This is a genomic window from Nitratireductor kimnyeongensis (assembly GCF_019891395.1).
Classification (GTDB): domain Bacteria; phylum Pseudomonadota; class Alphaproteobacteria; order Rhizobiales; family Rhizobiaceae; genus Nitratireductor; species Nitratireductor kimnyeongensis.
In genome coordinates, this window is the sequence record NZ_CP078143.1 from 3,014,298 (window position 1) to 3,036,176 (window position 21,879).

General features: G+C 59.6%; 16 protein-coding genes and 1 tRNA gene. 9 read left to right on the forward strand and 8 right to left on the reverse strand.

The features are described from left to right. Positions 1–21 precede the first annotated feature (21 nt). Positions 22–1,011 carry a UDP-glucose 4-epimerase GalE gene (gene galE, locus KW403_RS14325; protein ID WP_223020133.1) on the forward strand — a complete coding sequence of 330 codons (990 nt, stop codon included), beginning with the start codon at positions 22–24 and terminating at the stop codon, positions 1,009–1,011. Continuing rightward, positions 1,008–2,273, forward strand: coding sequence for an O-antigen ligase family protein (locus KW403_RS14330; RefSeq protein ID WP_246637792.1), 1,266 nt, complete (start codon positions 1,008–1,010; stop codon positions 2,271–2,273). The genes galE and KW403_RS14330 overlap by 4 nt, the downstream gene beginning before the upstream one ends. A gap of 49 nt (positions 2,274–2,322) precedes the next feature. Here the strand turns inward: KW403_RS14330 and KW403_RS14335 are convergent, their stop codons facing one another. Continuing rightward, positions 2,323–3,729, reverse strand: a complete 1,407-nt coding sequence (locus tag KW403_RS14335) for a mannose-1-phosphate guanylyltransferase/mannose-6-phosphate isomerase (protein ID WP_223020134.1) — start codon at positions 3,727–3,729, stop codon at positions 2,323–2,325. Positions 3,730–4,068: 339 nt separating this feature from the next. Here KW403_RS14335 and KW403_RS14340 point away from each other — a divergent pair, with 339 nt between their 5' ends. The 3 genes from KW403_RS14340 to KW403_RS14350 all read left to right on the forward strand — a co-directional run bounded on the left by KW403_RS14340 (position 4,069) and on the right by KW403_RS14350 (position 6,634). Beyond that, positions 4,069–5,169: a DUF2793 domain-containing protein gene (locus KW403_RS14340; RefSeq protein WP_223020135.1), complete on the forward strand. Its 1,101-nt coding sequence runs from the start codon at positions 4,069–4,071 to the stop codon at positions 5,167–5,169. A gap of 95 nt (positions 5,170–5,264) precedes the next feature. After that, positions 5,265–5,339 (forward strand) — tRNA-Gln (locus KW403_RS14345). Between the two features lie 233 nt (positions 5,340–5,572). Then, entirely contained in the window at positions 5,573–6,634 is a 1,062-nt protein-coding gene (locus KW403_RS14350; RefSeq protein ID WP_223020136.1) for a type I restriction enzyme HsdR N-terminal domain-containing protein, read from the forward strand. Positions 6,635–6,675: 41 nt separating this feature from the next. Here the strand turns inward: KW403_RS14350 and KW403_RS14355 are convergent, their stop codons facing one another. After that, complete coding sequence (locus KW403_RS14355) at positions 6,676–7,035, reverse strand: hypothetical protein (protein ID WP_223020137.1); 360 nt, start codon at positions 7,033–7,035, stop codon at positions 6,676–6,678. 202 nt (positions 7,036–7,237) lie between these two features. Next, positions 7,238–8,599, reverse strand: a complete 1,362-nt coding sequence (locus tag KW403_RS14360; RefSeq protein WP_223020138.1) for a phosphohexomutase domain-containing protein — start codon at positions 8,597–8,599, stop codon at positions 7,238–7,240. 299 nt (positions 8,600–8,898) lie between these two features. Here KW403_RS14360 and KW403_RS14365 point away from each other — a divergent pair, with 299 nt between their 5' ends. From KW403_RS14365 to cysQ, 4 genes are all read left to right on the forward strand, one after another. Further along, positions 8,899–10,017, forward strand: coding sequence for a DegT/DnrJ/EryC1/StrS family aminotransferase (locus tag KW403_RS14365; RefSeq protein ID WP_223020139.1), 1,119 nt, complete (start codon positions 8,899–8,901; stop codon positions 10,015–10,017). Positions 10,018–10,243: 226 nt separating this feature from the next. Then, positions 10,244–11,149 (forward strand): sulfate adenylyltransferase subunit CysD, encoded by a 906-nt coding sequence (gene cysD / locus KW403_RS14370; protein WP_223020140.1) that lies wholly within the window; start codon positions 10,244–10,246, stop codon positions 11,147–11,149. 2 nt (positions 11,150–11,151) lie between these two features. Next, complete coding sequence (gene cysN / locus KW403_RS14375; RefSeq protein ID WP_223020141.1) at positions 11,152–13,071, forward strand: sulfate adenylyltransferase subunit CysN; 1,920 nt, start codon at positions 11,152–11,154, stop codon at positions 13,069–13,071. Between the two features lie 29 nt (positions 13,072–13,100). Next, the gene (gene cysQ, locus KW403_RS14380) at positions 13,101–13,904 is read left to right on the forward strand and encodes a 3'(2'),5'-bisphosphate nucleotidase CysQ (protein WP_223020142.1); all 804 of its coding nucleotides are present in this window, start codon (positions 13,101–13,103) and stop codon (positions 13,902–13,904) included. On the opposite strand, the gene KW403_RS14385 is transcribed toward cysQ, so the two are convergent. From KW403_RS14385 to KW403_RS14405, 5 genes are all read right to left on the reverse strand, one after another. Continuing rightward, positions 13,905–14,834, reverse strand: a complete 930-nt coding sequence (locus KW403_RS14385) for a carbohydrate kinase family protein (protein ID WP_223020143.1) — start codon at positions 14,832–14,834, stop codon at positions 13,905–13,907. An 85-nt stretch (positions 14,835–14,919) separates the two neighbouring features. After that, positions 14,920–18,261: an error-prone DNA polymerase gene (locus tag KW403_RS14390; protein ID WP_223020144.1), complete on the reverse strand. Its 3,342-nt coding sequence runs from the start codon at positions 18,259–18,261 to the stop codon at positions 14,920–14,922. Continuing rightward, positions 18,258–19,838, reverse strand: coding sequence for a DNA polymerase Y family protein (locus KW403_RS14395; protein WP_246637793.1), 1,581 nt, complete (start codon positions 19,836–19,838; stop codon positions 18,258–18,260). The genes KW403_RS14390 and KW403_RS14395 overlap by 4 nt, the downstream gene beginning before the upstream one ends. Then, a complete protein-coding gene (locus KW403_RS14400; RefSeq protein ID WP_246637794.1) occupies positions 19,735–20,643 on the reverse strand; it encodes an ImuA family protein in 909 nt (302 codons plus the stop codon). The genes KW403_RS14395 and KW403_RS14400 overlap by 104 nt, the downstream gene beginning before the upstream one ends. After that, a complete protein-coding gene (locus KW403_RS14405; RefSeq protein WP_223020145.1) occupies positions 20,640–21,548 on the reverse strand; it encodes an endonuclease III domain-containing protein in 909 nt (302 codons plus the stop codon). Before KW403_RS14405 ends, KW403_RS14400 begins: the two co-directional genes overlap by 4 nt. Positions 21,549–21,879 lie beyond the last annotated feature (331 nt).

Consider the following 21,879-nt stretch of genomic DNA (forward strand, 5'->3'; position numbering starts at 1 on the left):
CGATTTCTTGAGGGGACGAGAATGAGTGTTTTGGTCACCGGTGGGGCCGGTTACATTGGCAGCCACATGGTATGGGAACTGCTGGATCATGGGGAAGAGGTTGTCGTTCTTGACCGTCTGAGCACCGGCTTCGATTGGGCGGTGGCAGGAGCTGCGACCCTGGTTGTCGGGGACATTGCCGACCAGGAGCTGGTGGAGAATGTCATTCGCGAGCACGAAGTCGATTCGATCATCCATTTCGCCGGATCCATTATCGTTCCTGAATCGGTATCGGATCCGCTGGGTTACTACCTCAACAATACGGTAAAATCCCGCAGCCTCATCGAGAGTGCTGTCCGGTGCGGCGTGCGGCACTTCATCTTCTCCTCCACGGCAGCGGTCTATGGCAGCCCGAAACACTTTCCAGTGGGAGAGGACACGGAACTGCGGCCGGAATCACCCTACGGCACATCGAAAATGATGACCGAACTGATGTTGCGCGATTGTGCGGCTGCTTATGATTTCGATTACACGGTGCTGCGTTATTTCAACGTGTCAGGGGCGGATCCCGAACAGCGCACAGGTCAATCCACGAAAGGCGCGACCCACCTGATCAAGGTCGCGTGCGAGACTGCCACGGGCAAGCGCCCCCACATGGAAGTGTTCGGCACGGATTATGATACGCCGGATGGGACCTGCGTTCGCGACTACATTCATGTCTCCGATCTTGTGAACGCGCATTATCTTGCGCTCAAGCGCATGCGTAATGGAAAAGGCAGCCTCGTTGCCAATTGCGGTTACGGAAACGGTTATTCGGTGCTCGAAGTCATCAATGCGGTGAAGGATGTGGCCCAGAAGGATTTCGAGGTGCGTGTTTCAGGGCGCCGGCCGGGCGACGCAGTGGCGATCGTCGCCGAAGCCGAGCGGTGCAGGCAAGAACTGGACTGGAAGCCACGCTTCGATGATTTGAACACAATCGTGGAGCACGCGCTCAACTGGGAAAACAAACTCGCAAGACGGAACCGGGAATGACGTATCGCTGGATCAATCGGCTCTTCACTCTGGCGGTGTTTTCCATGCCGCCGGTCGTTGGGTCGGTTGCCAGCGTGATGTGGCATGGTGGGGCACTCTGGTGTGCCTTCGAAATCCTTTCCGGCCGGCGCCGTTTGAGTCCGGACACCGCGATGCGGTGGATCGCTCTGTTGATGTTGGTTTATGTCGCCGCCAACCTGGTTGCGTTCCTCGCGAATGAGCCGACGCTCGATATGGCGTACAAACTTCTACCTCTCTCCACATTTCTTCTGTTTCCCTTCTCCTACTCGGTCTGGACCATATCGGACAGGGAAGAAGTCGCTCATGCGCTTCTCGCTGGCTGTGCGATCGCGAGCTTCGGCGCGCTGGTGCTGGCACTCGTCCAGTTTATCTTTCTGGACATGCGGGCTGAGGGCGGTGCAGGCAATGCATTGGTGTTTGCCGATGTGGCCAGCCTAGCAGGGCTGTCTTGCCTGGCGGGGGCACTCGCTTTCGAAAATCGGCGCCCGTTTTTGCTGAGCATTGCTTTCGTTGCCGCTTTTGCTGCCGTGACCTTGTCTGGATCACGCTCGGTGTGGGTGTTGATGATCGTCCTCACACTGGTTCAGCTTTTCATTTTCCGCCGGTTCGTTGCGAGCCTGCTGAAGGGGCGGATCCTAGCGCTTGCAGGGTTTGTCATTGTGGTTGCCGTTCTGGCTTCCGGGCTCATCCTGGACCGGTTCGAAACGCTCTGGCACAACGTGGAGAGGCTGACGGAGGGTGGATACTACAACACCTCTGTCGGCTTGCGCGTCGCGCTGTGGAAAACGGGAGCGCAGCTTTTCGCGGAAAGCCCGGTTTTTGGGCATGGGATGCAGAACGTGACGGCGCTCATTCATCAGCGTTTGCTTGATGATTTCGGGCTGAAAGTGGGTTTTACGCATTTTCACAATGGATTTCTCACCATCGTCGTTGAGTCGGGCATCGTAGCCGGCTTGGCTATCTTCGCGATGTTCGCATTGATAGCCGTTCTGGCAGTGCGCAGCCTGAAACAGAGGCAGGACCCTCTGGCGCGCCTGGGCGCAACCCTGCTGCTGATGCTGATAGTGGTCTATGCCGGCGGGGGCAGCGTGAACCTCATATTCGGTCACGACATTCTCGACACGGTCTTCATGATGTTTCTGGTTGTCGGGCTCTTTTTGTCGAACGGAACCTCGCGCCTGTCCGACGCGGAGCAGGAGCCGGGGAGCGTTGCGTCTACCGGGCCGGTGCACCGCCTCTGATCTAAGGCCGCAGGACTGCTTGTCGAAACGTTGGCCGATGGCCGCTGCTTCAGGTGCGACCGTAGCGGTCTTCCAGTCGAATGATATCGTCTTCGCCCAGATAGGAGCCTGACTGCACTTCGATCAGTTCCAACGGGATCTTGCCCGGATTTTCCAGCGCATGGATCTCGCCCAGCGGAATATAGGTCGACTGATTCTCGGTCAGCATGATGGTCTCTTCGCCCTTCAGCACTCTTGCCGTGCCCCGCACCACGACCCAGTGTTCGGCCCGATGATGGTGCTTCTGAACCGAAAGTCTTGCACCCGGCTTCACGGTGATCCGCTTGACCTGGTAGCGATTGCCGAAATCGATGGAATCGTAGTCGCCCCAGGGCCTGTAGACGCGACGGTGATCCACGTGCTCGGTGCGGTTTGCCGCCTTGAGTTGTCCGACGATCTCCTTCACGTTTTGCACTGCATCGCGCCGGGCGACGAGAACGGCGTCAGCCGTCTCGACCACGACCAGATCTTCGACGCCAACGATGGCGACGAGACGCTTCTGGGCGGAGACGATCGAGTTTTTGGACGAAACCTGCAGTACGTCGCCCGTGAAAGCATTTCCGTTGGCGTCTTTGCTCTGCGTTTCCCATATGGCGGACCATGAACCGATGTCATTCCAACCGGCGTCGAGCGGGACGACAGCCGCCCTGTCGGTCTTTTCCATCACCGCATAGTCAATGGAATCGGCCGGGCAGGCCTTGAACGCCTCACGCTCCGGCCTGAGGAAATAGTCGTCGCTTTCCACGCCAGCCATGGCTGCCTTGCAAGCGTCGAGGATCGCCGGAGCATGGGTGTGAATCGCGTCCAGATATATGCTGGCTCGGAACATGAACATGCCGCTGTTCCAGTCATAGCCACCATCTTTCAGATAGGCCTGCGCGGTTGCCAGATCGGGCTTTTCCGCGAAACCCGAAACGACAAACCCGGTTTCGCCAATCCTCTCGCCACGACGGATATAGCCGAAACCGGTCTCGGGACTGGTGGGGACGATGCCGAATGTCACCAGCCGGCCCTCATTGGCGAGAATCTGTGCTTTGGCCACGCCTTCGTGGAATGCAGGTACATTCTGAATGAGGTGATCTGCGGGCATGACCAGAAGCAGCGGGTCTTCCCCCTTGGCCGTCGCCTGCAAGGCGGCGAGAGTGATGGCCGGTGCCGTGTTGCGGCCCATCGGCTCAAGCAGGATAGGCGACTTCTCGATGCCGGCCAGCCGTAGCTGTTCAGCGGCGAGAAAGCGGTGCTCCTCGTTGCACACGGTAAGGGGTGCTGCGCAATCGAGGCCGGCAAGGCGCGCCATCGTCTGCTGCAACATGGTGGTATCGCCGACGAGCGTGCAAAACTGCTTGGGATAGTGTTCGCGCGAAACCGGCCACAGCCGCGTTCCCATTCCGCCCGCCATGATCACCGGTACAAACATCAAACCACCCCGCCATCATCGTATCAAACGTGTTGCCATGACCGTGAATGGCTGAAACGTCGTCGCCGTTTCAGCACGCATCCACTTAGATTGCCCCGAGATTAGATTGGAAACGTTGACGCCGGGTGTAGGCAATAGGGCCATCGGTGGATTTGCCGCATCCATGGGGAGAGGGCGCTACCCCGACAAGCTTTTTTCCCCCAGGGCAAGCCGTGAAAGCAGCCAAAAGTGAATGTGCTTTGCCTCCTTTGCCGGGGAAAGCTGCAACGCTCTGCGGCAAGTTTATCCCCGCGCGCCCCGGCTCCACTAGACTCTTGCTCTCACAAGGAACGGGCCGCCATGGAACAGACTGCAAATCTCAACCTTCCCTATATCATGCCCTCGCAGGCGCAGAAGCATGTGACACACAACGAAGCCATTCGCCTGCTCGACGGATTGGTCCATCTTGCCGTCCGCGACCGCGATCTCTCCACGCCACCTGACACCCCGGACGATGGTGCATGCTATATCGTGGGGGCCGCTGCCTTGGGAGCCTGGAGTGGCTGGGAAGGCGAAATCGCGTATTTTGTTGACGGTGCATGGGAAAGGCTTGCGCCCGTCGCCGGCTGGCGCGCCTGGGTCGTGGATGAAAAGCGTCTTGTGGTCTTCGACGGCACGGGTTGGCTGCCGATCAACGGCGTACCCGAAAGCGGTGTCGAAATTCAGAATGCAGCCCTGTTCGGGCTTGGCACGAGCGCCGATGCCGTAAACCCGTTTTCCGCAAAGCTCGACAAGGCGCTCTGGACGGCCCGCTACGTGGCGGAAGGTGGCACGGGAAGCCTGCTCTACACGATGAACAAGGAAGGGCCTGCCGGCGATGTCGGTCTGCTTTTGCAAAGCGGGTTCAGCACCCGCGCGATGATGGGGCTCTTCGGCTCTGATGGCTGGCGGCTTGCCGTTTCCGATGACGGTGCCGCGTTCAAGGATGCGATTGTGACCGACGAGAGCTCCGGCCACGTCACACTGCCCTCCAATCCGAAATTTCTCGGCTTCATCAACTACGATCAGTACATCGCCGCCGACACATGGCAGACCGTGGCGATCAACAATACGGTGGCAAATGACCAACTGGCGTTCGACACGGGGTCCAACCGCTTTACCGCACCCGACGATGGACTTTATCGGTTCGGAGCGGTGGTCGGCTGGAAACAGAACGGCACCAATGTTCCTTCCGTCCTCAAGGCAAAGCTGGTTCTGAATGGGGCAGGCGACCTTTGCGCGCCTCTGGTGGCGAGCGATGTGGCCAGTCTCGCGGTCGATGGTTCGGAGGCGGCCCTGCACCTTCACGTGATGGCGGTGCTGACGGCGGGCGACACGGTCGAGCTGGCACAGTTCTTCGGCGGGCTCGACGGCTATGTGCCTGCGTCGCTCACCCAGCTCTCGGGTGAATGGGTGGCCTGACGGAAAGGGACGGAAAGCGCTTGCTCCACAGAAAGGCTCAAAACGCCTTCTTGTCGTGGGGCCGTGCTTCTGCTATCCACCGCTTCGCTCGGTCTTGGGGCGTCGCCAAGTGGTAAGGCAACGGTTTTTGGTACCGTCATTCGCAGGTTCGAATCCTGCCGCCCCAGCCATGATCTATTTTGTTAATAAAATCAATTTTTTAAGCGAAGCCCGAAAATACCCTGTGTTACAACTTTGTGAGTGTTCCACATGGGGTTTTGCATGTGGAAATCGGCCATCCGAGATTCGTCGAGGCCTTTTGCATCGCTCATTTAAAACCTTCTGTGGAACACAACGCGAACAGATGGAAGGTGTATCGGTCTTCCTGTTATAACTCTGCGGGCAACATTCATGGGCAGTGGCGATGAAGGTTTCGGCGCAAGGAAGCATATTTGCTGAGCATGACATTGATGCAATGAATGAAGATGATGTTGCCGGTGAGCTAGTTCGGCCATTATGCCGAGCGCTAGGCTATCGGCAGGGCGGTGAATTCGCCAATCTTCGCAGCCAAATACCGTTGCAATATGATCGTGCTTTTCTAGGCCACAAGGACGCAAAGAAAGACCCGCCTCTTAGAGGAAGGCCCGACTTTGTTTGCGAGGTTGTCTCCTATGCCCGGTGGGTGGTCGAAGCGAAACGCCCGTCCGTCGAGTTGTCATTAGAAGACAGTCAACAGGCCCACACCTACGCAACTCATCCTGAGATCGCAGCAGAGTATTACATGCTCACAAACGGCCGCGAATTCCGCGTTTATCGTGTAGGGCGACCAGATTCGCCGGTGTTCCAATGGATGAAAGACGAAACCAATGAATTGTTACCGGCGCTTCGTAATCTTTTAGGGCCGGACGCGATGAAGAAGAAAGCGGAGGTAAAGATTGATCTTGGAAAGCCTCTTGCGCCCGGATTTGGATCGGCCGTCGCTATCGTGGGTGGCGAGGTCGTCTATGAAAAGAACGTCGCCAGCATCCCTTTGAATGTAGATATGGATGGCCTGAGAAACTCTGTCGTAGGATGGAAGGTATTCCGCCGAGAAGACGGGCTAATTTCAGCCGAAGTTGAGGTTAAGTCTGCATTCACCGCCATGGACGAATTACACAAAGCGATGGGATTTTCTCCCCTTTTATTCAATTCGGCTGATGAGTTTATATCCCTTGATAAAACACAACCTACTCTACTACAAAATGTTCTCAATTTAAGTTTCAAGGCCGGAACGCCATTTCCAAAGACGCTGTTGAGCCCGGCAGGTGTAATTCCATTCGATGTCACCACCACTTGCTATACGGAGGCACTTGGCTTCATTGAGGGAAATCAGTTTCGTGGGACGTTCGTAGTTGACTATGACTACCTTCTTCCAGCGGGACTTCCGGGCATACCCTCTCAGTTTGAAATGAGAAGCGAAGGCACGTTTGAAATCGCTTTTGCATAGCGCAGTCCGTGTGCGACCGGCTTCTGTTGAAACGGTGCGGATCAGGCTGGCATGATGCAATATGTCTGCACTGCCGATCCTAGAATGCAAATCGCTGAGAGAAGCCCCGACGCTATGCCGGTCCAATGCGTCCGCGTGATCCAGCGTTTTGTGCCGTCATCGAACTTCGGCCAATGCTCATCATCGTAGATCATGCCGGGGTTTACGGCTTCACAGATAGCTGCGTGAAAGCTCCAATTTGCCCAGACAAGGAAGCCGCATAAGAAGGCCAAGAGAAGCCCGGCAACGTGCCACCAAAACACCGAAGGAAGCACTGTCGACGCCAGCCGTTCATTCTGCGTGAGGAAGGCGATGGCAGCGCCACGCACATGCAACAGCGATGCTATCAGCCACCGCCTCATAGTCAGCATTTAGCTGAAACGCGTGGCGCTTGCTCTTTTGGTAATCCTCATGTCGGAGTTTCCGAACTTCGATTACTTCGTCGCGTGTCATCGGCACGATTACCCCTCCCGCTTCCATCTATATCATTGGCGGGGTACGACGAAAAAGAAAAGCCCGCCGGAGATGCGGCGGGCTTTGGTCGGATTCGTACGGAGCGTACGGCTAACCAGCCCGCTCGATCATCCCGCGCAATTCGTCCACCTTCGTCTTCAAAAGCGCCTTGTCGCCGCGGGTTTCCACGTTGAGGCGGAGCAGGGGTTCGGTGTTGGAGGCGCGGAGGTTGAAGCGCCAGTCGTCGAACACCATGCCGAGGCCGTCCTGGCTCTCGACTTCCGGGTTCTGCGGCAGATAGTGGTCGGAAATGCGCTTCTGGACTTCGGCTGCGTCCGAAACGGTGAAGTTGATCTCGCCGGAGCACGGATAGGCGGCGATGCGTTCTTCGAGGCGTTCGGCAAGCGTGGTGCCACTGGCCGAAAGGTCCGCCACCACATCGAGCCAGGCCAGCATGCCCGAATCGCAATAGGCGAAATCGCGAAAATAATGGTGGGCGCTCATCTCGCCGCCATAGATGGCGTTTTCCTCGCGCATCATCTGTTTGAAATAGGCGTGCCCGGTGCGGCAGGGCTTGGCCACGCCGCCGGCGCTCTCCACCATGTCGATCGTGTTCCAGGTCAGGCGCGGATCGTAGAGGACGGTGCTGCCGGGATGTTTGCCAAGCAGCGTCTGCGCGATCATGCCAACCAGATAGTAGCCTTCAACGAAACGGCCCTTGTGATCGTAGAGGAAGCAGCGGTCGAAATCGCCGTCCCAGGCGATCGCCAGATCGGCATCGTGTTCGATGACCGCCTTGCTCGCCTTTTCCCGTTTTTCCGGCAATAGCGGGTTTGGCACACCATTGGGCAGACGCGGATCGGGCTCGTGGTCGATTTTGATGAAGGTGAAGGGCAGGTGCTTTTCCAGAAGGTCGATGATCAGACCTGCGCAGCCATTGCCCGCGTGGCAGACGATCTTCATCGGTTTGAGGTTCTGACCCGCCACCTCGTTGAGAAGACGCTCGATATAGGCATCGCGGTCGCACAGATCATGCAGGGCGCCGCGCGCAGCATAATCGGCAACCGGCTGAAGCACCGCGTCGGAACGCATGATCGCCTCGATGCCGTTAAAGGCGTTGTCCGGCGTCGCGGCGGATGCACCCTTCAGCACCATCTTGATGCCGTTGTAGTCGGGCGGATTGTGGCTGGCAGTCACCATGAGGCCGGCATCCGCGCCGCTGGCAGCGGTATGGAAATAAACCTCTTCCGTTCCGCAACGGCCAACCGGCCGCACGCTGACGCCGCTATCGAGTAGGCCCTGGGTCAGCGCTTCGGCGAGAGCCGGGCTGTCCATGCGCATGTCATGACCGACAACGACTGTGCCGGGGTTGAGGCTCTGCTTGAGCGCCTGTGAAAAGCGATAGGCGAAAGGGATATTGATTTCCTCGGGGATTCGACCACGAACGTCGTACGCTTTGAAAGGGGCGCCCATACTTTCCTTCCTGGATGTTTCTTGAAGACGAACAATGCGCTGTTGCCGTGGAGCATTGCAATGGTTGATTGAAGTTTTGTTAGGTTTGCGAGAAAGAGCACAACATTGGATTCCCGGCGGCAAATGCGCACAGACTTCAAATACAAAAAGAGCTGAAAGGGTTGCAGACGGTCTTGTTCACCTCTTGTAACAGCTGAGGTGGCAGATTGAAGGGCACCCTTGGTTGCGCTATGCGTGCCGCATCCCTATTCAACGAGCGGGGCTGATGCGGAATCATCCCGCAACTGATTGGGCAACAAATGCAATTTATCGATCTCGGCGCTCAGCGTGAGCGCATCAAGGACAGGCTCGCAGCTGCAATCGACACGGTCGTGGCAGAAGGGCGCTATATTTTAGGACCGCAGGTCGCCGCTTTCGAGGAGCAGCTTGCGGCCTATGTCGGAACGAAACACGCAATTGCCTGTGCCAATGGCACGGATGCCCTTTTGATGCCGTTGATGGCCTATGGCATCGGACCGGGCGACGCGGTTTTCTGCCCGAGCTTCACCTTTGCAGCGACGGCCGAAGTCGTGGCACTGGCGGGTGCGGAGCCGGTCTTTGTGGAGATCGATGCCGATACCTACAATTTGGACCCGAAGAGCCTGGTGGCTGCCATTGACCTCATCAAGGCAGAAGGCCGGCTGACCCCGAAAGCGGTGATTCCGGTGGATCTCTTCGGTCTGGCTGCCGATTACGGCGCCATCGAGGGCATCGCCGCGCGCGAGGGGCTGCGCATCATCGAGGATGCCGCGCAATCCATCGGCGGCACACTCAACAACAAACGCTGCGGCGCGTTCGGCCATGTGGCGTCCACCAGTTTCTACCCGGCCAAGCCGCTTGGCTGCTATGGCGATGGTGGCGCGATGTTCACCGACGATGATGAGCTCGCCGATGTGCTGCGCTCCATCGCCTTTCACGGCAAGGGCGAGAGCCAATATGACAATGTGCGCGTAGGCCTGAATTCGCGCCTCGATACGATTCAGGCAGCGATCCTGATCGAGAAACTGGCGATCCTTGAAGACGAGATGGAAGCGCGCCAGAAGGTTGCCGCACGCTATGCTGAAGGTCTCGGCGGTGTGGTCAAGGTGGCGGTGACGCCGAAGGGGCACCGCTCGGCCTGGGCGCAGTATGCCATCGAGACCGAGAAGCGCGATCATGTGCGCAGTCGCCTGCGCGAAGCGGGCATACCCTCCGTCGTCTATTACGAAAAGCCGCTGCATCTTCAGAAGGCCTATGAGGTCTATGCGAAGGCACCGGGAGGGTTGGCCGTTTCTGAAAGCCTGCCACACCGCATCCTTTGCCTGCCGATGCATCCCTATCTGGAAGAAAGCGATCAGGACCGTGTGATCGAGACCATTCGCAAGGCTGTCTCGGAGTAGACGGAGAACGGGTTTTAGGCCTTTGGCTGCGCTTTGGCAGCCGGCCTTCACCGATTTTGAAATGCCTTTTCCCTTGGCTAGGGAAGAACGCAAAATGCGCCTCGAAAACCGGGGTTGGGCGGGCGAGTGCGCTCCTTGATAGGCCAAATACCGCGTGATACCTAAAGGCACAATCCAGACGCAGCCCCGGCCCCGGCCACATGGACATAGACAAGAAGGCGAAAAAATGCCGGCAGCCCTTACTCATCTCGCAAGGCTGGAAGCCGAGGCAATCCACATTTTCCGCGAAGTGGCGGCGACATTCACAAAGCCGGTGATGCTCTATTCCGTCGGAAAGGATTCCTCGGTGCTCATGCATCTGGCGATGAAGGCGTTTTATCCCGCCAAGCCGCCTTTTCCCTTTCTGCATGTGGATACGACCTGGAAGTTCCGGGAGATGATCGCGTTCCGGGACCGGATGGCGAAGGAAAAAGGCTTCGACCTCCTTGTGCATATCAATGAAGAGGGGGTGCGCGACGGCATCAACCCGTTTGAACACGGTTCCAACACCCACACCCATGTGATGAAGACGGTGGCGCTGCGCCAGGCCCTCGACAAATACGGTTTTGATGCGGCCTTTGGTGGCGCGCGGCGCGACGAGGAAAAGAGCCGCGCCAAGGAGCGCATTTTCTCATTTCGCTCTGCAGGTCATGCCTGGGACCCGAAGAACCAGCGGCCGGAGATGTGGAAGATCTACAACACGCGCGTGGCACCGGGTGAATCGATCCGCGTCTTCCCGCTCTCCAACTGGACCGAGCAGGACATCTGGCAATACATCCTGCAGGAGAACATTCCCATTGTGCCCCTCTACTTCGCCGCCAAACGGCCGGTGGTGGACAGGGATGGCATGACGATCATGGTCGATGATGACCGGATGCGCCTTCTGCCGGGCGAAAAGGTGGAAGAGCGGATGGTCCGTTTCCGCACGCTTGGTTGCTACCCGTTGACGGGGGCCATCCCCTCGAACGCGACCACTCTCGAGGAGATTGTCGGCGAGATGCTGACGGCCCGCACGTCTGAACGGCAGGGGCGTCTGATCGACCGCGATGAGGCGGGCTCCATGGAAAAGAAGAAGCGTGAAGGGTATTTCTGATCATGTTGACCGGCAACAAAGCGCCCGTGGGTGAAGAAGACACGGCTCCGGTCGATATTCGCGACTATGTGGCCGGACAGGAGAACAAGGGGCTCTTGCGCTTTTTGACCTGCGGATCGGTGGACGATGGCAAGTCGACGTTGATCGGGCGTCTCCTGTTCGACACCAAGCTGATCTTCGAAGACCAACTGGCAGCACTGGAAAAGGATTCCCGCAAGCACGGCACGGCCGGCGACGAGATCGATTTCGCACTGCTGGTGGACGGCCTGGAGGCGGAACGCGAGCAGGGCATCACCATCGACGTGGCCTATCGCTTCTTTTCCACACCGCGCCGCAAGTTCATCGTGGCCGACACACCGGGCCACGAACAATATACCCGTAACATGGCGACGGGTGCCTCCACAGCCGATCTTGCCATCGTTCTGGTGGACGCGCGTCAGGGTATTCTGCCACAGACACGGCGGCATTCGATCATCGCCTCGCTTCTGGGGGTCCGTCATATCGTGGTGGCGGTGAACAAGATCGACCTCGTCGGTTTTGACGAGACTGTGTTCGAGCGGATTTCCGCCGAGTATCGCGCCTTTGCCGAAGAGCTCGGTTTCCATTCGATCCAGCCGATCCCCATGTCTGCGCGCTACGGCGACAATGTCACCCGTTCGTCGGAGCAAACGCCCTGGTATGCGGGGCCGACGCTGCTCGAACATCTGGAAACTGTCGATATCGCGGTCGAGGCGGAAGGCCGCCCGTTCCGTTTTCCCGTTCAATATGTCTCCCGGCCCAATCTGGATTTCCGCGGTTTCGCGGGCACTGTGGCCTCTGGCCATATCGCTGTCGGCGATCCGGTAACCGTTGCAAAGTCGGGAAAACAGACACGCATTCGGCGCATCGTCACCCAGGACGGCGATCTGGATGTCGCATCCGAGGGGCAGGCCGTGACGCTTGTGCTTGAGGATGAGGTAGAGCTTTCGCGCGGCAATATGCTGGTGACACCGGAAGCGCGACCGCATGTGGCCGATCAGTTTGCGGCTACGCTCGTGTGGTTCGATGAAAACCCGCTTCTGCCGGGGCGCTCCTACATTCTGCGCACCGAGACGGACGAGGTGTCGGCCACGGTGAGTCACCTCAAGCACCGCCGCAACATCAACAATTTTGCCGAAGAAGCGGCCACATGCCTCAATCTGAACGAGGTGGGGCTGTGCAATTTTTCGACACAGGCACCGATAGCCTTCGATGCCTTCCGCGACAATCGCGTTACAGGCGCATTTATTCTGATCGACCGGCTGACCAATGCAACGGTGGGTGCAGGCATGATCGAATGGCCGCTGCGCCGTGCCGCCAACATTCACTGGCAGGCGCTCGATGTTACGCGGCAGTCCCGCGCGGCGCTGAAGCATCAAAAACCGGCTGTGCTCTGGTTCACCGGGCTGTCCGGTTCGGGCAAGTCGACCATCGCCAGCCTGCTTGAAAAGAAGCTGCACGCATCCGGCCGGCACACCTATGTGCTTGACGGCGACAATGTCCGCCATGGATTGAACCGAGACCTCGGCTTTACGGATGCCGACCGGGTGGAGAATATCCGTCGTGTGGCCGAAACCGCCAAACTGATGGCGGATGCCGGACTGATCGTGCTCGTATCGTTTATCTCGCCTTTCAGGGCAGAACGGCGCATGGCGCGCGAACTGATGAACGACGGAGAGTTCGTGGAGGTGTTCGTGGACACGCCATTCGAGGAATGCGCCAGACGCGACCCGAAAGGTTTGTATGCCAAGGCCCTCAAGGGTGAAATCAAGAATTTCACCGGTGTCGACTCCCCCTATGAGACCCCTGAAAAGGCTGATATTCACGTCGAGACGACGGCCCGAGCGCCGGAAGAACTGGTGGACGAAATCGAAGCCTGGCTGCGGGAGCGCGGCTATTGCTGATTTCTTGAACGCGAAAGACAGACTGTTTCATGGGCATGTTGAAGGATGACGCGGCGCTGCTGGCGCTGTTCGAGCAATTGGCGCTCGCAGCGGGTGCCGCGATCATGCGGCATTATGATGCCGGTTGCGAAGTCCATCAGAAAGCGGATGATACACCCGTTACAGCTGCGGACCGGGCCGCCGAGAAGGTGATCCTTGACGGGTTCAGGGATGCCGGGCTCGCAACGCCATGTGTTTCGGAAGAAGCGGCTTCCGGCGGCGTCATCCCCGTATGCGGAGATGGCGATTTCATTCTCGTGGATCCGCTGGACGGCACACGCGAATTCATTGCACGGCGGCCGGATTTCACGGTCAATATCGGTTTGATCCGCGATGGTGTGCCTGTCGCGGGGGTGATCTTCGCGCCGGCGCGTGATCTGTTGTATTCCGCACGCTCCGGTGCCGCGTTTGAAGTCATGATGGTCGATGGTCAGCCTGACGAGCGCCGCACAATCCGGGCCCGGCCGCGACAGGACCCGCCCGTTATCGTCGCCAGCCGGTCGCACTGCACCGACCAGACCCGAGCTTTCATCGACCGCCATCCCGGTGCCGAAACGACGTCTATTGGCTCGTCACTGAAATTCTGCATGATTGCCCGGGGCGACGCGGACCTCTATCCGCGCTTTGGCCCCACCATGCAGTGGGACACCGCAGCGGGTGATGCGATCCTGCGGGCGGCTGGTGGCATGGCGCGCACGCTGGACGGCGCTCCGCTCACTTACGGCCCGAAAGACGGAGAGGGGCTGAAGGCTTTCGCGAGCCCCTTCTTCATCGCCGAAACTGCGCCGGCCTGATCAGGTCGGCGGAAGCTCGTTTCTCCATGGCGGATTGGCTCCGGCGCGGGAGACGGTGACGGCGGCGGCACGCGATGCAAAGGCGATTGCTTTTGCAATCTGCGCCTCATCAAGCGCGGCAATTTTCTCCTTAGTCAGGTGCCCATCCTCTTCAAGAACCGCGAGAAGCGCGCCGTTGAACGTGTCGCCGGCGCCGACCGTATCGACCACCTCGACGGGCGTAGCCGGAACGAACTGCTTTCGCGATTTGGTGTAGGCGGTTGCGCCCTTGCCGCCATCGGTGAGGATGATCAGGCTCGGGCCACAATCCAGCCAGCGCGCGATGATCTCGTCTGCGCTGCCGGTTTCTGCAAACCAGTCGAGGTCGTCCGCCGAGATCTTGATGATATCAGCCTTTTCGACCATGCGGACGATGCGCGCGCGGTGGACGTTCACATTGGTGATGAAGGCAGGCCGAATGTTGGGGTCGAGCATGATGACGCGGTTTTTGGCCTCGCGTGCCATGAACGCTTCATAGGCCGAACCACAGGGTTCTGAAACCAGGCTGATGCCGCCGAAAAGCATCGCCGAGACGTCGTCTGTGATGTTGGGCAGATTTGATGGCTCGATCATGCGACCGGCTGTGCCCTCGTCATAGAAATTATACTCGGCTTGCCCGTCGACGAGGGTCACGAAGGCGAGCGTGGTGGGGCGGCTTGAAACCTGTGCGAGGGAAAGATTCACATGGCTTTCCGCAAGCTTGTCCTGCAGCATCCGTCCGAAAAGGTCATCTGAAAGCCCGGTGAAAAATCCGCACGCCACGCCAAGGCGTGCAATGGCAATGGCGCTGTTGAAAACCGCGCCGCCCGTATAGGGAGCAAACGCAGCCTCGCCCTGGCCGGTTTGGCGCGGCAACATGTCGATCAGCGCTTCACCGCAGCAAAGGATCATGGATAGCCTCCCGTTTGTCCTTCTTCGGGGTTCTCCCACCCCTTTCATCAAGGAGCAGTCTGGTTACGCGGAAAGGCACTTCCATTCAATGGAAATTCCGGCCCTTGGGCAGGACGCGGACATCGCGTGGGTGCCGCCAGAGATTTTGCGTGGTGCCAGGCTTTTCGTTCTGCATCTCCACACCCTGATCGGACATTGCGACCATCAGGTCCGGTGTCGTGTCGATGAGACGCCGTGCGACCACGTGGATGACATTGCTTTCCTTCTGAAGAATGCCCTCTACCGTCACCATGCGTGCACCGAAGACGATGCGACGAAAACGCTGGAAGACACGCGGCCAGACGATGATGTTGGCGATGCCGGTCTCGTCTTCCAGCGTCATGAAGATGACGCCGCTGGCGGTGCCCGGGCGTTGACGCACCAGAACGAGGCCGGACACACGCACGAAGCGGCCTGCCGGGGTCTCGCCAAGGGCGCGGGTTTTCAGGACGCGGCGCCTGTCCAGTAAACGGCGCAGGAAGGAGACGGGATGCGCCTTGAGCGAAAGACCCAGCGTACCGTAGTCCTCCACCACCTGTTCGCCGGGGAGGAGATCCGGCAGTGTAACGCTTTCTTCTTGCTGAAGGGGGATTGCGGCCGCGCTTTTGGCGCTGGCAAAGAGCGGCAGTTCTTCCGCTGCCGCGCGCACGCCCTGATGGCCGCTCAGCCCGCGCACTTCCCAAAGGGCAGCGCGCCGGTCGAGCCCTAGAGAGCGGAAGGCATCGGCCTCGGCCAGCCGGCGTAGCGAAAACATGTCGATGCCGGAACGGAAATAAAGATCGCGCACATTGGCGAAAGGACCTGCTTCACGAGCGGCCATGATTTTCAGGCCCGCTGCCTCGCGCATGCCGTCCACCTGGCGCAGGCCGAGCCGCAATGCATGGCTGATCGCACGGGGCTTTGCTGCCGGCTCTAGCGAGTGGTCCCAGGCGCTGTGGTTGATATCGACAGGTCGCGTCTCACCGCCATGGTCGCGAAAATCACGCACGATGGAGGAGGCAGAATAAAAACCCATGGGCTGCGAATTCAAAAGCGAGCAGGCAAAGACATCGGGGTAGTGGCATTTGAGCCAGGAGGAGGCGTAGGCGAGCAGCGCGAAACTGGCCGAATGGCTTTCGGGAAAGCCGTAATCGCTAAAACCTTTCATCTGGTTGAAACAGCGCTCGGCGAAATCGGGCGTGTAATTGTTGGCCAACATGCCTTTGATGAAATCCTCGCGGAACTGGTCGATCGTGCCTGTACGGCGGAAGCTTGCCATGGCCCGGCGCAGCCGGTCAGCCTTTTCCGGCGAGAAACCGGCAGCCACGATGGCGATCTTCATTGCCTGTTCCTGAAAGAGCGGTACGCCGAGTGTCTTCTGGAGCACGGCACGCAATTCTTCGGAGGGGTAATCTACATCTTCCTCGTCATTGCGCCGGCGCAGATAGGGATGAACCATATCTCCCTGGATGGGGCCGGGGCGGACGATGGCAATTTCGATCACGAGATCATAGAAATTTCTGGGTTTCAGACGCGGCAGCATCGACATCTGGGCCCGGCTTTCGATCTGAAAGACACCGATCGTGTCGGCCCGCTGGATCATCGCATAGGTGGGCCCATCGTCACGGGGCACGGAGGCAAGCGTGTGGGTTATTCCATAGTGCTCCCGCAAAAGGTCGAAACTCTTGCGCAGGCAGGTGAGCATGCCGAGCGAAAGCACGTCCACCTTGAGTATGTTGAGGGCATCGAGATCGTCCTTGTCCCATTCCACCATGGTGCGGTCTTTCATGGCGGCATTGGCGATGGGCACGATCTCGCTCAAGGGCGAGTGCGTGAGCACGAAACCGCCCACATGCTGGGAGAGATGACGCGGAAAGCCAATCAACTGCCTGACAAGCAGTAAAGTCTGGCGCAGCCTTGGGTCGGTGGGGTCGAGACCGGCTTCGCGCACCTGGTCTGCGGCGGGCGTTTTTTCCGAATGGCCCCAGACAAGCCCGGTCATGGCGGCCACTACATCGGGCGAAAGCCCCATCGCCTTGCCCGCCTCGCGCACGGCGCTGCGCGTGCGGTAGGAAATGACAGTGGCGGCAAGCCCGGCCCGGTGGCGGCCGTATTTGCCGTAGATATACTGCATCACCTCCTCGCGCCGCTCATGCTCGAAATCGACGTCGATGTCCGGCGGCTCGCCGCGCTCGGCGGAAATGAAGCGCTCGAACAGAAGATCGATCTCGGTCGGGTTGACCGAAGTGACACCAAGGCAATAGCAGACAACCGAATTGGCCGCCGAACCGCGCCCCTGGCACAGGATGGGCGGCTCCTGCGTACGGGCGAAGCGCACGATATCGTGCACCGTGAGAAAATAGGCAGCATATTCAAGCTGGCCGATCAGCTTCAACTCATGATCGATAAGGGACCGAACCTTTGAGGGAATACCTTCCGGGAAACGCTCTTTTGCACCGAGCCAGGTGAGACGCTCCAGCTCTTCCTGCGGTGTGGCGCTTTCTCCGTTCGATTCCTTCGGATAGTCGAAGGACAACGCGTCGAGCGAAAAACGGCAATCATCCATGAGCGCCACGGAGCGGACGATGGCCTCCTCATGGCCGCGTAGGAGGCGCGCCATCTCTTCCGGAGGCTTGAGATGCCGCTCGGCATTGCGTTCAAGGCGAAAGCCCGCCTCGTCGATGGTGCAATGGTTGCGAATGCAGGTGAGAAGATCCTGCAAGGGGCGGCGGGCCGGCGTGTGGTAGAGCACGTCATTGGTGGCGACGAGCGGCGTGCCGCAGGCGGCGGCGAGCACGGCAAGACGGTGCTGGCGGGCGTCGTCATTGGCCCGGCGGTAGGGTGTCAACGCGAGAAAGACGTCGCCGGGAAAGAGGGTGGCGAGGCGACGGAGCTTTTCCTCGAAATCCGTCCCGAAATCATAGGGCGGCATGGCGATGAGGCGCTGGCCATGGCCGAGCTCTTCGAGATTGTCCATGTGCAGGTGGCACTCGCCCTTCGACGCGCGGCGGTTGCCATTGGTCAAGAGCTGGGTGAGGCGGCCATAGGCATCCCTGTCCGTTGGGAAGCACAATGTTTCGAAACCGTCCCGCATGACCAGCCGCGCACCGACCACGAGGCGGATTTTCTGGGCCTTTGCCTCGACATGAGCGCGCACGACCCCTGCCAGCGTGTTGCGGTCGGCGATGCCGATGGCGGCATGGCCAAGTTGGGCGGCCTCAGCCACCAGTTCACGTGGATGGGAGGCACCGCGCAGAAAACTGTAATTGCTGGTGACGCCAAGTTCGGCGAAGGCAGGCGGCGGTGGAGAAGAGCGTGATTTCGGGATGGATGCGGCGGCAGAGATGGCGTTCTCTGCCCCCTCCGCGCTTTCAAAGGTGATAACCGGCTCTGTGGGTTTCCCGTTCATGCGAAGACCCCGTGGAGGAACCAGCGTGGGGCTTCCTCATCGCGCTCGTAGAGACCGTCGCGGAAAAGCCAGAAACGCCGGCCTGTATCATCCTCGACGCGAAAATAATCGCGTGTCTTGCGGCTGGCACCGAACGGCGCGCGCCACCATTCAGGTGCGATGCGTTCCGGCCCCTCGGCGCGGACAACGCGGTGTGCCACACGCCGCCACTCGAACCGGCTGGGCGGCCCGTCGGGGACACCGGCAAGCGTGGTGACGGGCTCGGGCACAGGGAAAAGAAAGAGTGGCCGGGCAAAGGCTGCGCCATCCTGAATGTGCCGAAGATGAGCCTGCCAGTCATGGTCGCTGACCTTTCTGAGAACCGGGATGGAGTGGCTCGCCCGCTCGGGCAAGAAACTCGCATAGGGTGCGGCGCGGGTGACATTCTGCGCGCCGAACCGGTTGACGAGGCGGTCAAGCAGGGGGGCAATATCGCCAGTGCGTCCACTCTGAGGGTCGTCGCTCAGATCCTCCTGCCGCATGGCGAGGTTTTCCACGGCAAGGGCGGTGAGGCTGGCCGCCTCGAAGCCGAAACCAGCGCGATCGGTGATGCGCTCGAGACGCTCGCCAAGCAGTTGGGCGAGGTGTCCGGCATCGCGCGTGGCTGTGCTGGTGGCAAGCGGCAGGGCCTCGAACCAGCCATCGACACGGAACAGGCGCAGTTCCATCCGACGTGCGCCTTTGCCAGCCTTCTCCAGCATCGCGCACAGATCACGCGCAAGGCGTTGAATGGCGATTTCAATTGCCTCCTGCGTCACAATGGGCTCGGCAAAGCGGCAATGCGCGGTATGAAGATGCGGTGGATTGAGCGGGCGAAAGCTTTCTTCCTCATGACCAAGGGCTTCGTCCAGCCGACGCAGGGCAAACGGCCCGAAGCGGGCGGCAAGCGGCGCGCGCGGCCTGCCGATCAGGTCGCCGACATGTTTGAGACCCAGCTTCTCCATGGCCTCGACGGTCTTCTGTTCCAGTCGCAGCGCGCAGACGGGCAGGGGCGCGATATGTTTGTGGAGTGACTCGCGCGTCAGGATGAGCTTGTCGGCTGGCGCGTGGCGGGCCAACGCCCATGCGCCGCCAATGGTGGGCGCCAGCGCCAGTCGCGCGGTGAGGCCGAAACCGTCGAGTTTTCTGGCCAGCGTGTCCACCAATGCGGCCTCACCGCCGAAGAGATGGGCGCAGCCGGTGATATCCAGACTGACGCCGTCGGGGAAATCAGGCCGCGTGAAGGGTGAAAAACACTGACACCAGAGCGCCAGGCGGATGAGCGCGCGCTCGTCACCCTGAAGATCGGCATGAGCGACCTTCAGGGCAGGGTGAATGGCGCGCGCATCCGCCAGCGCCATGCCTGGCGAAAAGCCGAGCGCGCCGGCTGCCCGGTTGAGAGCGGTGATGCGCTGTCCATTGTCCGTGGTGGAGACGAGGACCAGCGGCTCTTCATTACGAGGCTTCTGCCCATCTCCGGGAGGCCTCACTCTGCCAGAACGCATGGTCCGGCGCTCGATCGGCCAGCGGGGCAGGAAGACGGAAAGAAAGCGTTTCATGATCCCACTCCACATCCCAGTGTTGCGATAAACGGCGGGAGAGACCTTGTCTGCATTTGAGAAGCTGAAGCCGCCATTGAGGCGCGCCAGGCCCAGCTTGACCTGGATAGAGCGTATGGCTGGGCAGAGTGCTGACGGACCAGCGGGTTTCAGCGGCGGTGTTTTCGGCGCAGGCCTGGCGACCGCGCATGAGGAGGGCCGTGACGCCATGGCGTGCCGCTCGCAGGCCAAGCCGGCGGCTGGCGGCGAAATCGTAGGCCCGGGCCTTGTCCGGCAAGAGGCCGGCGACGGCGGCAAGAGGGGCGTGGGAGAGCCCTTCTTCAAGCGCCCAAAGCACATCGATCGGCTTGTGCGCCTCCACCTGGATCATTCGGTTGGGGTCGAGCCCGAGCGCTGCAAGCCCGGGCGGGTAGAGCGCGCCCTCACGATTGGCTATATGGTCCGGCACCACCCACAATATCTTTCCCGGGCGCTGGCGCAGAAGCCGCGCCAGAAGACAGATACCGAAGCCGATTCCGGCAGTGAAATCGCCATGGTTGGCTGGCAGGATCTCGTGCAAGGCGCCAGTTTTGAGACCATGGCCGGGCAGGGCGTTGTCAAGCGCTTCCGGCCCGAGCGGAAGAGAGGGGCGGGGCGCTGAAGCAAACCTTTCCTGAGGGGCAATGCGGCTGCGCAGGGCCTCAAGAACACTGCCCGTTTTTTCGGGCGGCGTAGCGGTGAACCCCTCCCTGCCGGTATGCTGAACCGGGCTGGCACCAGGGGGAAGAGTTTCCTGAGCCAGCTTCATTTCAACGGCCTGTTTCATGGCGCAGCCTCCGAGCGTAGGCCGAAAGGCGTGGCAGGTCCCATGGAGCTTTGCGCCATTGGCCGCATCGTCGATTTTCCCGGATTCAAGTTTTCAGCATTCGCCTTCAGAAGGCTGATTGGATTCACCTTTTCTCTCTTGTCAGGAAGGGGCAGCGGCATGTGAAGAAAGTCTTCCAGAAGACGGTCAGGCCGGTGTGTCGGGTTGCGGACACCATGGACGCAAAGCCTGGCGAAAGGGCAGGCCACCCTGTTTTTTCTGGCGCAAAAGTTTCGCCCAAGATCCTGCATCAGAATGTGGTGCTGTTCGGTCTCTCCCGCTCCCCACCGGTCAGGAACCTGCCGGTTGAGAAGGCGAACCGACCGTTCCGGCGACGCGCGTTCGGGGACGAGGCCAAGACAGCGGGCGGCACGCCAGTGGGCGGTGTCGACGACGAGGATGCGCTTTCGCAATGTGCTCATGTTGAGAGTGGCCGTGCTGGTCTTGGGGCCGACGCCATAAAGACGTTCCAGCCAGACGAGCGCATCATCGACCGGCCATTCGTGCAGAAAATCGAGGCTGAGATCGCCGCTCAGGCTGGCGATTTCCTGCAGGGCGCGAGGCAGGGCAACGGCTTTGCGATCGGCATGGGTGATGCCTTCGAGCAGGGGATCCAACTCGTGAAAGGAAGCTTCGGCCAACCGGACCCAGGAGCCCTTGAGCCTTGTCACTTCGAAATGTTCGACAAGTCTTACAAACACAGCCAATGCTGTCTCATTGCGTGTTCTGGCGCTAAGCATGGCCAGAAGCATTTGACTGACCGGATCGAGACGCGCGAAAGCCTCGGGCGGTCCGAAGACAGCCAGCAAGCGCTGATGGAGACTTTCGAGTCGGTCGAAAGGCACAAGAGGCAGGGTGTATTGCATCCCCACACAATAAGAACAAAAAGAGAACAAATCAATCGTTCTATGTCCCCGGAATGGGACTGTGTGGAGAAATAAAAAGCCGCCAGACGCTCGGCCCCACGGCAGGCACGAACTGTCTGACGGCTTACTCCAGCGCTCTTATGGCGTTTTCCTGGAGAGTCCCCTCCGGACTCACAGGAAGAGAAGCATCAAGCGTGCCAAACTCGCGCCATGCCGGTTTTCCGCGGTTTTTCATGGAGTTGGCGAGATGCGGCTGGTTGTATGAAACGTGTTTTGACCGTTGTGCTGATGCGCAGGCGGGCACGTTGCCCAGAATAGAGGCAGGACGTCC

Bases quoted from the DNA above. Each gene is read 5' to 3' on its own strand.
- galE (WP_223020133.1), top strand. From the start codon at position 22: ATGAGTGTTTTGGTCACCGGTGGGGCCGGTTACATTGGCAGCCACATG.
- KW403_RS14385 (WP_223020143.1), bottom strand. From the start codon at position 14,834: ATGATCCTTTGCTGCGGTGAAGCGCTGATCGACATGTTGCCGCGCCAA.
- cysN (WP_223020141.1), top strand. From the start codon at position 11,152: ATGTTGACCGGCAACAAAGCGCCCGTGGGTGAAGAAGACACGGCTCCG.
- KW403_RS14360 (WP_223020138.1), bottom strand. From the start codon at position 8,599: ATGGGCGCCCCTTTCAAAGCGTACGACGTTCGTGGTCGAATCCCCGAG.
- KW403_RS14335 (WP_223020134.1), bottom strand. From the start codon at position 3,729: ATGTTTGTACCGGTGATCATGGCGGGCGGAATGGGAACGCGGCTGTGG.
- KW403_RS14395 (WP_246637793.1), bottom strand. From the start codon at position 19,838: ATGAAACGCTTTCTTTCCGTCTTCCTGCCCCGCTGGCCGATCGAGCGC.
- KW403_RS14350 (WP_223020136.1), top strand. From the start codon at position 5,573: ATGAAGGTTTCGGCGCAAGGAAGCATATTTGCTGAGCATGACATTGAT.
- KW403_RS14340 (WP_223020135.1), top strand. From the start codon at position 4,069: ATGGAACAGACTGCAAATCTCAACCTTCCCTATATCATGCCCTCGCAG.
- KW403_RS14390 (WP_223020144.1), bottom strand. From the start codon at position 18,261: ATGAACGGGAAACCCACAGAGCCGGTTATCACCTTTGAAAGCGCGGAG.
- KW403_RS14405 (WP_223020145.1), bottom strand. From the start codon at position 21,548: ATGCAATACACCCTGCCTCTTGTGCCTTTCGACCGACTCGAAAGTCTC.
- cysD (WP_223020140.1), top strand. From the start codon at position 10,244: ATGCCGGCAGCCCTTACTCATCTCGCAAGGCTGGAAGCCGAGGCAATC.
- KW403_RS14330 (WP_246637792.1), top strand. From the start codon at position 1,008: ATGACGTATCGCTGGATCAATCGGCTCTTCACTCTGGCGGTGTTTTCC.
- cysQ (WP_223020142.1), top strand. From the start codon at position 13,101: ATGGGCATGTTGAAGGATGACGCGGCGCTGCTGGCGCTGTTCGAGCAA.
- KW403_RS14365 (WP_223020139.1), top strand. From the start codon at position 8,899: ATGCAATTTATCGATCTCGGCGCTCAGCGTGAGCGCATCAAGGACAGG.
- KW403_RS14355 (WP_223020137.1), bottom strand. From the start codon at position 7,035: ATGAGGCGGTGGCTGATAGCATCGCTGTTGCATGTGCGTGGCGCTGCC.
- KW403_RS14400 (WP_246637794.1), bottom strand. From the start codon at position 20,643: ATGAAACAGGCCGTTGAAATGAAGCTGGCTCAGGAAACTCTTCCCCCT.